The following is a 13,975-nucleotide window of genomic DNA, read 5'->3' as shown; positions in this document are numbered from 1 at the left end:
CGGACATGGTGGCTCCCTCCGCAATTTCGGTGTGGGGTCGGGTGGCGTATCCGACGAACGTAGGGCTATAGTCCCCAGCCATTTCCGTTGCCATCCAAGGAGGAGTGCCGTGTCCGAACCGCTCCAATTCATGGCGTCGTTCACGCTCAATGCGCAGCTCGAGGCGCGCGCCGCGCACGAGGTGTGCGGCCCGAAGGTCTTCCTCATGCAGGACGACCGGACCTGGACCTATCGCCAGCTGCGCGACGAGGCGCTGCGGACCGCGCACTTCCTGCGCGCCAGGCTCGAGCCCGTGAGCGCCGCCGCGCCGGGGCACGTGGCGATGATGCTCGAGAACCATTTCGAGCTCGTGTCGCTGCTCTTCGGCTGCGCGTACGCGGGCTACACGCTCTTCGGCATCAACACCGGGCTCCGCGGCGAGACGCTCGCCGGCGTCGTCAACCAGTCGCGTGCGCGCATGCTGATCGTCGACGAGCGCCTGCTGCCGGAGGTGGAGCGGGTGGGGAGCCTCCTCACGACGGTGCCGAGCGAGAACGTCCTCGTGCTGCGCGGGCGCGCCGCCGGCGATCCGCCGTCGCTTCCCGCCGGCAGCGACTGGCTCGCGGTGATGGCGAAGGAAGTGGGGCCGGTCGGCGCGAAGCTCGAGCCCCCGGCGGTCGAGGTCGAGCCGACGAGCAATCTCATGGTCATCTACACGTCCGGCACGACGGGACTGCCGAAGGGCATCAACAACAACCACATGAAGCTCTGCGCGGTCGGCATCGGCGTCTCGACGAACCTCGGGCTCGGCCAGGACGACGTCGGCTACGCCTGCATGCCGCTCTTCCATTCGAACTCGATCTTCATCGGCTTGATGCCGGCGTTCTGGGTCGGCGGCGCGCTCGGGATCAACGAGCGCTTCAGCGCGACCAAGTTCACGCCCGACGTCTTCCGCTACGGGGTGACGAACTGGAACTACGTCGGGGAGCCCGTGCACTACGTGCTGGCGGCGCTCGCGAAGCAGTACGGCGGCGACGAGAAGAAGATCGCGGCCGAGGTCACGAACCACCCGAAGAACCGCTTCACCTACGCGGTCGGCAACGGCGCGGCGCCGCCCGACATCGACAAGTTCATGAGGTGGTTCGGACTCGAGGACATGTTCGAGCTCTACGGCTCGACCGAGGCCGCGATCTCGACCTTCCGTCGCAAGGGCGACCCGCGCGGCTCGGTCGGCGAGATCACCGATCCCGCCGTGAAGATTCTGAACGAGAAGGGCGCGGAGTGTCCGCCCGCCGAGCTCGGCGCCGACGGCAAGATCCTCAACTACCACGACGCGGTCGGCGAGATCTGCCGCGTCGCCGCCGACACCAGCCTCTTCCAGGGCTACTTCGACAATCCCGACGCCAACAGCAGCAAGTACCGCGACGGCGTCTATCACTCGGGCGATCTCGGCCATGTCCTCGCGCGCGACGGCAAGCGCTTCCTCTATTTCGACGGCCGCACCGACGACTGGATCCGCAAGGACGGCGAGAACTTCTCGGCGCTCCAGGTCGCGCGGCTCCTGCAGGAGCACCCCGACGTGGTGCTTGCCGCCGCCTACGGCGTGCCGTGCTCGGTCTCCGACGAACTCGTCATGGCGGCGCTCAAGATCCGCGATGGAGTGGCGTTCGATCCGAAGGCGTTCTTCGCCTACTGCGAGCAGCAGATCACGGGCGGCAGCATGGATCGGAAGTGGTTTCCCGACTTCATCCGGCTCGTCGACGAGTTCGAGTACACCAACACGGCGAAGATCCTCGTCCGCAACCTGAAGAAGGTGCACTTCTGCCGAAAGCGGCTGCCCGACGCGCCGCTCTTCTGGCGGACCCGCGCGTCGAGCGCCTATCAACCGTTTTCGGTCGCGGACTACGACGGCCTGCGCGCGACCTTCGCGAAGGCCGAGCGGCTGGAGCTCCTCGATCGGTGACCGACCTGCGCCCCGGTCTGCACCGTGCTCGACACGACCGTCGGCGAACGGCCGTTCGACCCTCGGGCCTCGAGCGCGATGCCGATCGGGCGGTGACTCGAGCGGCGCGGACGCTTGATCTACGCGCGCTTCCGGGCTTCACTGCGTCATGGCCTACGATCCCTTCGCGCGCGGTACCCTTCCCGTCGGCGTCCGGACCTTCAACTGGAGTGACCCCTCCCGGGGCGATCGGCTCCTGCCCGTCGAGGTGTGGTACCCCGCGACCGAGGCGCATCGCGGGCAGGACCTCGCCGAGGCGACCCGCGACGCCTACGAGCTGATCCCCGGCTTTCCCCCGGGCTGGCAGGAGGCCGTACGCGACGCGGGGCCGCGCGGCGGCTCGTATCCGTTGGTCGCGTTCTCGCACGGCTTCGGGGCCCATCGCCGCCAGTCGACGTTCCTCTGCACGCACCTCGCGAGCCACGGCTACGTCGTCGCCGCCATGGACCACACGGGCAACACCATCTTCGAGGTCGTGCAGATGATGATGGCGGCGCAGATGGGCGGTCCGATCCCGGACCCGGGCGCGACCCTCTCCGAGCTCATCCCGGCGCGTCCCGCGGACGTGAGCTTCGTGATCGACCGCATGCTGGCGGGCGTCGAAGGCGTTCCGGCCATCGAGGCCGAGCGCATCGGCATGAGCGGCCACAGCTTCGGGGGCTGGACGACGCTCATGGTGGCCGGACGCGACGCGCGCGTGCGCGCGGCGTTGCCGCTCGCGCCGGCGGGCGGCTGGACGCCGCTGCCGGCCGAGCCGCTGCAGCGCGCGCTCGTCCTCGACTGGGCCCGCGACGTGCCGACGCTCTATCTCGTCGCCGACTCGGACACGCTCTTGCCGCTCCGCGGCATGCACGAGCTCTACCAGCGCACGATGTCGCCGAAGCGCATGGTCGTTCTCGAGAACGCCGACCACATGCACTTCTGCGACCAGATCGAGCAGATTCACGAGCTCTTCCGCACGATGCCGCCGCCGATCTTCGATCAGGTGGCGAGCGCCATCAAGCCGATCGGCGAGCTGTGCGCACCAGACAGCGCGTATCGGTTCGTCCGCGGCCTCGGCCTCGCGCACATGGATGCGCACGTGCGCGGCATCGAGCCCGCCGCGCGCTTCCTCGGCGGCGACATCGCCGCGACGCTGCGCGATCGCGGGGTCGTGGTCGCGGTCGTGTGAGACGCCCCCCCGACGACTGCTGGCTCGCGAATCCCTCGCCGTAACCGGCCGCCGCGCGGGCGGTTCGCCGGGCCTCAAGAGAATCGCCGGCAAGGCCGATAGCTCTCGCCAGGAGAGCTTTCATGACCGAGCCCGCGTCCGCGCTGATTCCTCCGGCGTCCCGAAGCGAAGCGCTCCCGGGACCCCTGCGCGAGCGGATCGCCGAGCGCATCGCACAGGGGAGCCTCGACATCCCGATGCTGCCGCAAGTCGCAGGGGAGATCCTTGCGCAAGGCAGCGCGGAGGGGGCCGACGTGCGCCGGCTTTCCGATCTCCTGCACCGCGATCAGGCCCTCGCAGGTCACGTCCTGCGGGTCGCGAACTCGGCCGCGTTCGGCGGGGACGTTCGCATCCAGTCGATCCAACAGGCGCTGATCCGCATCGGGCTCGTGCAGATGCGCGAGATCGTCGTCACCGTCGCGCTGCACGGCAAGGTCTTCCGCAGCGCCAGCCACCAGGGGCTCACCGCCGAGCTCTGGCGCCATGCGACCCTGACCGGACTCTTCGCCAAGGAGATCGCACGCCAGTTGCGGGCCAACGTCGAGGCGGCGTTCGTGTGCGGCCTGCTGCACGACGTCGGGAAGCCCGTCGTGCTCGGTCTGCTCCTCGACGTGTGCAAGGAGACCAGGCACACGGCGTCGCACGCCGCATGCGAGGCGATCCTCGAGGACTTCCACGTGCAGGTCGGCTCGCTTCTCGGAGAACGGTGGGCCCTGCCCGACGACGTGCGGCAAGCGATCGCCCACCACCACGAGACCGAGACGCCGGACGGTTTCGGGAAGTTCGTGCGGATGACGGCGCTCGCCGACGTGATCGCCTACGCGGCGGCCAAGAGCGACGAGGAGTACGAAGTCGAGCGCGGGCTGCTCGCCGGCCACCCGCTCTTTGCGGCCCTGAATCTCTATCCCGACGACGTCGAGGCGCTGTTCGCGAAGCGCGCGGCGATCCTCGCGCACGCGCAGGCCTTCACGTCGTGACGGATCGATACGACCTCGTCGTCATCGGCAGCGGCCCGGCGGGTCAGAAGGCCGCGATCCAAGGCGCCAAGGCGGGATGCCGGGTCGCCATCGTCGAGCGCGGAGCCGCGGTCGGCGGCGAGTGCGTCCAGCGCGGCACCATTCCGAGCAAGACGCTGCGCGAGACCGCCGTCGCGCTCGCGAGCTTCCGGCAGCGGAGCGGCAACGTGCTCGATCTCCAGATGCCGGAAGGCACCAAGATCTCGAGTCTGCTGACGCGCCTCGACGAGGTCGTTCAGAGCCACCAGCGGTACATCGGCGATCAGCTGCGCCGAAACGGCATCGATCTGATCCACGGCCGCGCGCGCTTCGTGTCGCCGGTCGAAGTCGAGGTGCAGAGCGTTCAGGGTGCGCGGCGGCGGCTCGCGGCGGGCACGATCGTCATCGCCGTCGGCTCGACGCCGCGCGTCCCCCCGAACGTGCCGATCGACCACGAGCACGTCCTCGACAGCGATTCCATCCTGTCGCTGCAGTACTTGCCGCGCTCGCTCACGGTGATCGGCGCGGGCGTGATCGCGAGCGAATACGCGAGCATCTTCGCGACCCTCGGCGTGCAGGTCACGATGGTGGACAAGGCGCCGCGGCCGCTCGGCTTCCTGGATCCCGAGCTCACCGATCGCTTCGTGGCGGAGTTCGAGCGGAGCGGGGCGCGCTACGTCGCCAACGCCGCTATCGCCTCGGTTGCGGCCGACGGCATCTCCGTGGTCACGACGCTTGAGAGCGGCGAGGTCCTGACTTCCGACAAGCTGCTCTGCGCGCTCGGGCGGGTCGCGTCGGTGGACGGGTTGAACCTCACGGCCGCCGGCCTCGCCGCCAACACGCGCGGATTGATCGAGGTCGACGCGCACCTCCGGACGGTCGTGCCCCACATCTACGCCGTCGGCGACGTCATCGGACCTCCGGCGCTCGCGACGAGCGCCATGGAGCAAGGACGGCGCGCCGTCTGCCACGCGATGGGTCTTCCCGCCGGCTTGTCCGGCGAGACGATGCCAGTCGGGGTCTACACGATCCCGGAGATGGCGTGCGTCGGGCTCGACGAGGCCGCCGCCCGCGAGCGCCACGGCGAGATCCTGGTCGGCCGCGCCGCGTTCAGGGAGATCGCGCGCGGACACATCTCGAACGCCCGCGACGGCTTTCTCAAGATGGTGGCCGCCGCCGACGGATCGCGCGTCCTCGGCGTGCAGATCATCGGCGAGGGAGCAACCGAGCTCGTGCACCTCGGGCAGCTCGCGATGATCGGCGCGCAACCCGTCGAAGTGTTCATCGAGAACATCTTCAACTTCCCGACGCTGGCCGAGGCGTATCGCGTGGCGGCGCTCGACCTGCTCTCGCGCCGCGCCGACGCGGGGCTCCGCCTCCGACACGCGGCCGCGCCGGTCGAGGAGCGGGACGGCGCCCGGGTTCCCTAGAGGAGCCTAAGAGAATCGCCGGAGGGCGGTTTGCGATGCGCGACCGATCGCGACATGGTCGGCCGATGAGCGTCGTCGATGCCGGCCCGGCCGTACCCTTTCGCGAGGACCGTGTGCGGCTCGGCGACGGGCGCACCATCGGCATCGCGGAGTACGGAAACCCGCGCGGCCGCGCCATCTTGTGGTTTCCCGGAACACCGGGCGGAAGGCGGCAGGTGCCGCCACGGGCGATCGCCGAGGCGCAGGCGCGTGGGCTGCGATTGGTCGGAGTCGAGCGGCCCGGCATCGGCGACTCGACGCCGCATCTCCACGGGTCCGTGCTGGACTGGGCCGAGGACGTCCGGGAGGTCGTCGACGACCTCGGCATCGACCGCTTCGCCCTCGTCGGCCTGTCGGGTGGCGGGCCGTACGTGTTGGGGTGTGCGCATCGGCTTGCGAGCCGCGTCGTGGCCGGCGCGGTGCTCGGTGGGGTGGCTCCGGCCGTCGGTGCGGAGGCGGCCCCGGGGGGCGCCATGCGGCTCGCAGCGCGCCTCCGGGTGTTCTTGCACGCGCTGCGCGAACCTCTCGGCTTCACCGTCTGGGCGGCCGCGTTCGCGTTCCGGCCGGTCGCCTCGGCGGTCTTCGATCTCGCGGTGAGCGCCATGCCGCCGGGGGATCAGCAGGTGATGCGTCGGCCCGAGATGAAGGCGATGTTCCTCGACGACATGCTGCGCGCGGGACGGGAACAACTGCGCGCGCCGATCTACGACCTCGTTCTCTTCACGCGCGATTGGGGGTTCTCTCCACGCGATCTCCGAGTGCCGATCCGGTTCTGGCACGGTGACGCCGACCCGCTCGTCCCGCTCGAGCACGCGCATCATCTGGCTGCGCTCGTTCCCGGTGCGGAGCTGCGCGTGCGCCCCGGCGAGGGGCACATGGGAAACCTCGACGCCGCCGAGGAGATCCTCGACGCCTTGCTCGCGCTCTGGCCCGACGAGCCCGCCCCGTCGCCGGCGCGCTGAGGCTCGAGCCCGGCGGCGGGCGGCGCGGCGTGAAATCGCCGCGTCCGCGCCGGCTACGTCCGCGGCAGCTGCTCGGTCTTCGCCGCCAGCACGAAGTCGCTCTCGGTGAGCCCGTCGATCTTGTGGGTCCAGATCGTGATCCGGACCTTGCCCCAGGCGAGGTGGATGTCGGGGTGGTGGCCCTCGCGCTCGGCGAGCCCGCCGACGCGGTTCGTGAAGGCGAGGGCGCTCGCGAAGTCCGGGAAGGCGAACGCCTTCTCGAGGTGATGGCCGTCGACGACCCGCCAGTCGTGGCCGAGCTGGCGGAGCAGGCGCGCGCGCTCGTCGGCCGCGAGCGGGGGAACGCCTCCCCGGCACGGCACGCACTCCTTCGCGGTGAGATCGCAGACGTCGTCGCTCATGTCGTAGGCTCCCGTCCGCGAGCTTGGCGCGCGCCCGCCGCCGTCGCAAGCGCGGCGCGCGTGCCCGCCGGATGCTACTTGCATATGCCCGTCGAACAGGATTTCACGATGCGACGATGGCGGATCGTCGCGACGCGCCCACGTGGTTCACCGACGCGCTCGCGGCGCCCCGCGGCGAGCGCTTCCTCGAGGTCGAGGGCTGCCGCATCCGGTATCTCACGTGGGGGGATTCCACGAAGCCGGGCCTCGTGCTCGTGCACGGCGGCGCGGCGCACGCGGAGTGGTGGAGCTTCCTGGCGCCGCAGCTCGCCTCGCAGTACCACGTCGTCGCGCCGGAGCTCTCCGGCCACGGCGACAGCGGGCAGCGCGAGGCGTACCCGCGCGAGGTGTGGGCGCGGGAGGTGATGGCGGTCGCGACCGACGCGCGGATCGTCGGCGCGCCGATGCTCGTCGGACACAGCCTCGGCGGCTTCGTGAGCATCGTCGCGGCCTCGCTCTACGGCGACCGGCTGGCGGGCGCGATCATCGTCGACTCGCCGGTGCGGCGGCCCGATCCGGAGAGCGAGGAGGGCGCGCGCGGGCGCGCGTTCCGCAACCCCAAGACGTACGCCGACCTCGAGACCGCCATCCAGCACTTCCACCTCATTCCGCCGCAGCCGTGCGAGAACGCCTTCATCGTGGACCACGTCGCGCGGCACTCGCTGAAGCGGACCGACGCGGGCTGGACCTGGAAGTTCGATCCGCGCGTCTTCGTGAAGACGTCGCTCGTGCCGATGAGCGACTACCTGGCGAAGGTGCGCTGCCGGGTCTGCGTCTTCCGGGGCGAGCTCAGCTTCCTCGTGCCGCCCGAGATCGCCGAGTACATGTACGGGCTCCTCGATCGGAATGCGCCGATCGTCGAGATCCCGCAGGCGCATCATCACCTCATTCTCGACCAGCCCCTCGCGTTCATCGCCGCCCTGCGCGCGGTGCTCGCCGACTGGGAGCACAGCGTGCCGCGCCGTCCGCCGCTCTGAGCGCGGCCGGCACACGAAGGAGCGATCATGTCGTCACCACAGGAGTTCACCCTCATCACCGGCGCGTCGAGCGGCATCGGCGAGGCGCTGGCGCGCCGGCTCGCCGCCGAGCGCCGCTCCGTCGCTCTCGTCGCGCGCCGCACCGACCGTCTCGAGCGTCTGGCCGGCGAGCTCCGCGCCGCGCATGGCAGCGAGGTGCAGGTCCTCACCGCCGACCTCGCCAAGCCCGGCGCCGGCGAAGCGCTGCAAGCGGAGACCGAGCGGCGCGGCATCGTCGTCGACTGGCTCGTCAACAACGCCGGCTTCGGCACGCACGGGCGCTTCCACGAGCTCCCCGTCGCCCGCGAGATCGAGGAGATCCAGTTGAACGTCGCGGCGCTCGTCGAGCTCACCGGCCGTTTCCTGCCCGGAATGGTCGAGCGCCGGCGCGGGGCGGTCATGAACGTCGCGTCGGTCGGCGGCTTCGGTCCGGGTCCCTTCATGGCGACCTACTGCGCGACCAAGGCGTTCGTGCTGAGCTTCACGGAGTCGCTCGCCGCGGAGCTCCGCGGCACGGGCGTGCACGTCCTCTGCGTCTGCCCCGGTTTCACCCGCACGGAATTCCAGGAGAAGGTCGACACCTTCGACACGGCGAGCATGCCGTCCTTCGTGTGGATGACCGCCGACCAGGTCGCCGAGCAGGCGATTGCGGCCGTCGGACAGCGCTCGGTCCTGGTGAACGGCCTCATGAACGCGGTCGCGGCGGGGCTCTACAAGCACCTGCCGGCCGGCATCACGACGCGCCTCGTCGGCGGCATGATGAAGCCGAAGGACGCATAACCCGGGCCGCGCGTCACGACCCGACGGCTTTCGGCGTCGACGACGCCGCGGCCGCGTGCGACTTCCACTGCGGGTTCAGGAGCACGAGGTCGCCGGCCGTCCGCAGCGCCTGCTCGAGGTTCGATTCGAGCACGATGTTTTCGTGGTGGGCGCGGAGGTTGGCCTTGCCGAAGACGTGGCGGGGCTCGGGGAGCGGCCCCGCGATGAGCACGAACTTGCGGTCGCGGTGCAGACGCTCGAGCGCGCTCTCGAGCGCGACGAGGCCGGTCGCGTCGATCGTCGGGACGCGGCCGAGCGCGAGCACGACGACGCGCACGTCGGCGCCGATCGTGTCGAGCGCGGTCATGGCGCTCTGCGCCGCCCCGAAGAAGAGCGGGCCGTTGATCTCGTAGAGGGCGACGTGCGGCGGCACGGTCAGGGGACCGTGCTGGCCGTTGGGATCCGCCAGGAGGCGACCGTGGGTCAGCTCGGACATGCGCTTCAGGAAGAGGAGCGCCGCCAGCACCACCCCGACGGACACCGCGAGCACCATGTCGAAGATGACGGTCAGCGAGAAGCAGCTGAGGAGCACGAACGCGTCGCTCCGCGGTCCGACGCGCGCGACGTGCAGGAAGTGCCGGATCTCCGACATGTTCCACGCCACCAGCAGGAGGAGGCCGGCGAGCGCCGCCATCGGGACGTAGCCGACGAGCGGCGCTAGCAGCAACACCGCCAGCAGCACGACGAGCGCGTGCGTCATCGCGGCGACCGGCGAGCGCGCGCCGGCGCGGATGTTGGTGGCGGTGCGGGCGAGGGCGCCCGTCGCGGCGATGCCGCCGAAGAAGGGCGCGGCGACGTTGCCGAGGCCGAGCGCGACGAGCTCCGTATCTGGGTCGTGGCGCGTGCCCGTCATGCCGTCGGCGACGACCGCGGAAAGCAACGATTCGATCGCGCCGAGGATCGCGATCGTGAACGCCGCCGGGACGAGCTCGCGAAGGGCGTCGAGCCGCCAGAGCTCCGCCGTCCACGGGAGGTGCGGCTGCGGCGGGAGCGGCGGGATGCCGGCGTACACGTGGCCGCCGATCGTGGTCGAGAAGCGGTCGGCGAGCGTGGCCACGTGGACGTCCGGCCAGAGCCGCCCGAGGCCGACGGCCGCGGCGGCGGCGAGCACGATGGCGGCGAGCGGCGCCGGAACGCGGTCGGTGAGACGGGGGAGGACGAGCAGCAGCGCGAGCGTCGTCGCGGCGATCGCCACTTCGGGGAGCGACACCGTGCCGTGCGCCGCCCAGAGCGCGGCAACCTTCGCCGGGAAATGCTCCGGCATGTGTGCGACCTCGAGGCCGAGCGCGTCCTTCAGCTGGAGCGTCGCGATCACGGTGGCGATGCCGGCGGTGAAGCCGCTCGTCACCGGGTAGGGAATGAACTGGATCAGCCGGCCGGCGCCGGCGAGCCCCATGGCGAGCAGCATGAGCCCCGCGAGCATCCCCGCGAAGAGCAACCCGGAAACCCCGTGGCGGGCCGCGATCGGCGCCAGGATCACGACGAAGGCGGCCGTCGGCCCCGTCACCTGGAAGCGCGAGCCGCCCGCCGCCGCGACGACGAAGCCCCCGACGATCGCGGTGTAGAGGCCGTGCTGCGGCGGGACGCCGACCGCGATCGCGAGCGCCATCGAGAGCGGCAGCGCCACGATGCCGACGATGCCGCCGGCCAGGAGATCGGCGCGGAAGGCGGGACCGTCGTAGTGCCGGAGCGCGGCGCGGAGAGCGCTGGCGAAGGAGGGACCCGGGCGCGGGGGAGGCCTCGGCGAGAGCGATTGCTTCCGATGGGGCACGAAACCGCCGCGATCATTTCTCATTCGCCAGCGTTTTGGTAGGAGCGCGGCATGCCGGGCTTCGTCGTACGTCTGCTGATCGCCGCGCTCGGTCTCTGGCTGGCGCAGGCGCTCGTGCCCGGCGTGGAGATCCGAGGCGCCGGTACGCTCCTGGTCGCGGCGCTCCTGCTCGGCATCGTGAACGCCGTCGTCCGTCCGGCGATCGTGCTCCTGACCCTGCCGATCACCGTGGTGACGCTCGGGCTCTTCCTCTGGGTCGTGAACGCGGCGATGCTGTCGCTCGTCGCCGCGCTCCTCGAGGGCTTCACGCTCGCGGGCTTCGGCGCGGCGCTGCTCGGCGCGCTGGTGGTGTCGTGCACCGGGTGGATCGCCTCCTGGTACGTCGGACCGTCGGGGCGGTTCGAGGTCATGATCATCCGTCGCGAGCCGTAACGACCCGACGGATGGAGGATCTGACCAAGCTGCTCGATCAGATCGCGGGCGTCGTGTGGGGGCCGCCCATGCTGATCCTGCTGGTCGGGACGCACCTCTACCTGACGATCCGCCTGCGCTTCATCCAGCGCTACATGGGGCGCGCCATCCGCATCTCTCTCGAGCGCGGGGCGGAGGGCGAGGGCGACGTCTCGCAGTTCGGCGCGCTCACGACCGCGCTCGCGGCGACGATCGGCACCGGCAACATCGTCGGCGTCGCCACGGCGGTCGCCTCCGGCGGACCCGGAGCGGTGCTGTGGATGTGGCTCACCGGCGTCTTCGGGATCGCCACCAAGTACGCCGAGGCGCTGCTCTCGGTGAAGTACCGCGTCACGGCGGCGGACGGCACGATGGCGGGCGGCCCCATGTACGTGCTCGAGCGCGGCATGCGCAGCAAGCCGCTCGGGGTCGCGTTCGCGGCGCTCACCGCGGTGAGCGCGTTCGGCATCGGCAACACCGTGCAGGCGAACTCGATCTCGACGCTCGTCCGCGACACGTTCGGCGTCTCGGTCTGGCTCTCCGGCGGGATCATGACCGCGCTCACCGCCCTCGTGATCCTCGGCGGCATCAAGTCGATCGCGGCGGTGTGCGAGCGGCTGGTGCCGTTCATGGCGATCTTCTACGTCGCCGGCTGTCTGGTCATCCTGGCGCTGCATGCCTCCGAGATCCCGGCGACCGTCTCGCTCATCGTGCGCACGGCGTTCACCGGGCAGGCGGCGGTCGGCGGGTTCGTCGGCGCCGGCGTGCGAGAGGCGATGCGCTACGGCGTCGCCCGCGGGCTCTTCTCGAACGAGTCCGGGCTCGGGAGCGCGCCGATCGTCGCGGCGGCCGCGCAGACGAAGAACCCCGTGCGGCAGGCGCTCGTGTCGTCGACCGGGACGTTCTGGGACACCGTCGTCGTGTGCCTCATGACCGGGCTCGTCGTCGTGCAGTCGCACGACTGGACGCAGGGCCTCGGGGGCGCCGCGCTCACCTCGAAGGCGTTCAGCGACCTGCACCCCGTCATCGGCCCCATGGTGCTCACGGTCGGCCTGCTGACGTTCGTCTTCTCGACGATCCTCGGCTGGGCCTACTACGGCGAGAAGGCGTGCGAGTACCTGCTCGGAACGGCGTCGGTACGGGTGTATCGCGTGCTCTGGGTGCTCGCGGTCTACCTCGGGTCGGTGGCGCCGCTGCCGATCGTCTGGTCCGCCGCCGACATCACCAACGCCCTCATGGCGATTCCGAACCTGCTCTCGCTCCTCGTGCTCACCCACGTGATCGTCGACGAGACCCGCCGCCACCTCTGGAGCGAGGACCGGCCGGAACGCTAAGGTGCGGCCACCCAGCATCGGGAGAGGAGTCGGCGCATGCGTGATGCGTACGTGGTGCAGAAGGTCGAGTGGTATCAGCTGCGGTCGCCGGACGGGTCGGCGTTCTTCGTGATGCTCTCGACCCTGCCGAACGGGTTCGTGACGGCGGTGCCGTGCGATCTGACGATGGTGCGCGCGGAGCACCACCTGATGGCGCTCGCTCCGAACGCGGAGGACGCGCTCGTGCAGCTGCAAGCGACGCTCGCCGGCAAGACGCGGGAAGAGCTCTTTCGGCAACCCGCGTAGGCCGCGACGGGCCGTGGCCGCGCCACGCACCATCCTGCACGCTGATCTCGACGCGTTCTTCGCGGCGGTGGAGCAGCGCGACCGGCCGGAGCTGCGGGGGAAGCCGGTCGTCGTCGGCGGCGCGTCGGGGCGCGGCGTCGTCGCGGCGGCGAGCTACGAGGCGCGGGTCTACGGCATCCATTCCGCGATGCCGTCGTTCGAGGCGCGCCGCCGCTGCCCGCACGCGATCTTCGTCGCGGGGGACATGGCGAAGTACCGGCGCGAGAGCCGGCGCGTCTTCGCGATCTTCGATCGCTATGCGCCCCTCGTCGAGGGCCTCTCGATGGACGAGGCGTTCCTCGACCTCACGGGAACGACGCGTCTCCTCGGCGACGCGGTCTCGGCTGCCGAACGCCTGCGCGCGGAGGTCCGCGCCACGACGGGGCTCACGCTCTCGGTCGGCATCGCGCCCGTCAAGATGGTCGCGAAGATCGCGAGCGACCTCGCGAAGCCGGACGGCCTCCGCGTGGTCGCGCCCGATGCGGTGCGCGCGTTCCTGGCGCCGCTGCCGGTCGGACGCATCTGGGGCGTCGGGGCCGTGGGGCGCAAGCGCCTCGACGCGCTCGGCATCGCCACGATCGGCGACCTCGCGGCCGCGTCCGATGAGACGCTCCGCCGCTCACTCGGCTCGTTCGGGGTCGAACTCGCGCACCTCGCGCGCGGCGAGGATCCGCGCCAGGTCGAGCCCTTCCGCGAGGCGAAGTCGTACGGGGAGGAGAACACCTTCGAGCGCGACGTCGCCGACCGGTCCGCGCTCGCCGACCCGATCCGCGCGCACGCCGACGCGATCGCGCGGCGTCTGCGGCGTGATCGCGTCGGCGGTCACGGCGTGACGGTGAAGCTCAAGCTCGCGCGTCCGCTCGGCGACGGGCGCTATCCGCTGGTGACGCGGTCGGTCGTGTTGCAGCGCGCGACCGACGACGGCGACGCGATCGCGCGCGCGGCGCTGTCGCTGCTCGCGCGCGTCGAGCCGTGGGAGCCGATCCGCCTCGTGGGCGTCGCCGTGACGCGTCTCGAGGCGAGCGACGAGTCGCAGCTCGCGCTCGCCCTCCGCGGACCGACCGAGCAGCGGCGCGCGCAGTTGAACGCGGCGGTCGACGCGATCCACGCCCGCTTCGGCGACCAGAAGCTCCGCCGCGGCGTGAGCGACGTCCGGCGCGCGGGTCTCTCGACCGGCATCAAGCGCGGCGAGCGCGAGTAGCCC

The 13,975-nt window shown here is 71.0% G+C and carries 13 protein-coding genes; 11 read left to right on the top strand and 2 right to left on the bottom strand.

The genetic code is table 11. The features are described from left to right. The first annotated feature begins 109 nt into the window (after positions 1-109). The 5 genes from IT293_03955 to IT293_03935 all read left to right on the top strand — a co-directional run bounded on the left by IT293_03955 (position 110) and on the right by IT293_03935 (position 6,617). Entirely contained in the window at positions 110-1,942 is a 1,833-nt protein-coding gene (locus tag IT293_03955; GenBank protein MCC6763796.1) for an AMP-binding protein, read from the top strand. Positions 1,943-2,090: 148 nt separating this feature from the next. After that, a complete protein-coding gene (locus tag IT293_03950) occupies positions 2,091-3,152 on the top strand; it encodes an alpha/beta hydrolase (protein MCC6763795.1) in 1,062 nt (353 codons plus the stop codon). Between the two features lie 122 nt (positions 3,153-3,274). After that, positions 3,275-4,168 carry an HDOD domain-containing protein gene (locus tag IT293_03945; protein MCC6763794.1) on the top strand — a complete coding sequence of 298 codons (894 nt, stop codon included), beginning with the start codon at positions 3,275-3,277 and terminating at the stop codon, positions 4,166-4,168. Continuing rightward, positions 4,165-5,616 (top strand): Si-specific NAD(P)(+) transhydrogenase, encoded by a 1,452-nt coding sequence (gene sthA / locus IT293_03940; protein MCC6763793.1) that lies wholly within the window; start codon positions 4,165-4,167, stop codon positions 5,614-5,616. The genes IT293_03945 and sthA overlap by 4 nt, the downstream gene beginning before the upstream one ends. Before the next feature lie 65 nt (positions 5,617-5,681). Continuing rightward, a complete protein-coding gene (locus IT293_03935) occupies positions 5,682-6,617 on the top strand; it encodes an alpha/beta hydrolase (protein MCC6763792.1) in 936 nt (311 codons plus the stop codon). Between the two features lie 53 nt (positions 6,618-6,670). Here IT293_03935 and IT293_03930 read toward each other — a convergent pair whose 3' ends face one another. Then, the gene (locus IT293_03930) at positions 6,671-7,018 is read right to left on the bottom strand and encodes a 4a-hydroxytetrahydrobiopterin dehydratase (GenBank protein MCC6763791.1); all 348 of its coding nucleotides are present in this window, start codon (positions 7,016-7,018) and stop codon (positions 6,671-6,673) included. Between the two features lie 116 nt (positions 7,019-7,134). Here IT293_03930 and IT293_03925 point away from each other — a divergent pair, with 116 nt between their 5' ends. Both IT293_03925 and IT293_03920 read left to right on the top strand, forming a co-directional pair. Further along, the gene (locus IT293_03925; protein ID MCC6763790.1) at positions 7,135-8,034 is read left to right on the top strand and encodes an alpha/beta hydrolase; all 900 of its coding nucleotides are present in this window, start codon (positions 7,135-7,137) and stop codon (positions 8,032-8,034) included. Between the two features lie 27 nt (positions 8,035-8,061). Continuing rightward, a complete protein-coding gene (locus IT293_03920; protein ID MCC6763789.1) occupies positions 8,062-8,853 on the top strand; it encodes an SDR family oxidoreductase in 792 nt (263 codons plus the stop codon). 13 nt (positions 8,854-8,866) lie between these two features. Here the strand turns inward: IT293_03920 and dauA are convergent, their stop codons facing one another. Next, on the bottom strand, positions 8,867-10,687 hold the full coding sequence (gene dauA / locus IT293_03915; protein MCC6763788.1) for a C4-dicarboxylic acid transporter DauA: 1,821 nt from the start codon (positions 10,685-10,687) through the stop codon (positions 8,867-8,869). Positions 10,688-10,714: 27 nt separating this feature from the next. Between dauA and IT293_03910 the strand changes: the two genes are divergently transcribed. From IT293_03910 to IT293_03895, 4 genes are read left to right on the top strand one after another with little or no spacing between them, the layout of a single operon-like run. After that, a complete protein-coding gene (locus tag IT293_03910; protein ID MCC6763787.1) occupies positions 10,715-11,095 on the top strand; it encodes a phage holin family protein in 381 nt (126 codons plus the stop codon). A gap of 11 nt (positions 11,096-11,106) precedes the next feature. Further along, the gene (locus tag IT293_03905; GenBank protein ID MCC6763786.1) at positions 11,107-12,447 is read left to right on the top strand and encodes a sodium:alanine symporter family protein; all 1,341 of its coding nucleotides are present in this window, start codon (positions 11,107-11,109) and stop codon (positions 12,445-12,447) included. A 36-nt stretch (positions 12,448-12,483) separates the two neighbouring features. Next, entirely contained in the window at positions 12,484-12,732 is a 249-nt protein-coding gene (locus tag IT293_03900) for a hypothetical protein (protein ID MCC6763785.1), read from the top strand. A 13-nt stretch (positions 12,733-12,745) separates the two neighbouring features. Beyond that, positions 12,746-13,972, top strand: coding sequence for a DNA polymerase IV (locus tag IT293_03895; protein ID MCC6763784.1), 1,227 nt, complete (start codon positions 12,746-12,748; stop codon positions 13,970-13,972). Positions 13,973-13,975: the final 3 nt, after the last annotated feature.

The organism is Deltaproteobacteria bacterium (assembly GCA_020848745.1).
GTDB lineage: Bacteria > Desulfobacterota > Binatia > UTPRO1 > UTPRO1 > UTPRO1.
The sequence above is the reverse complement of the archived record's forward strand: the minus strand, read 5'-3'. Positions and strand labels throughout refer to the sequence as shown.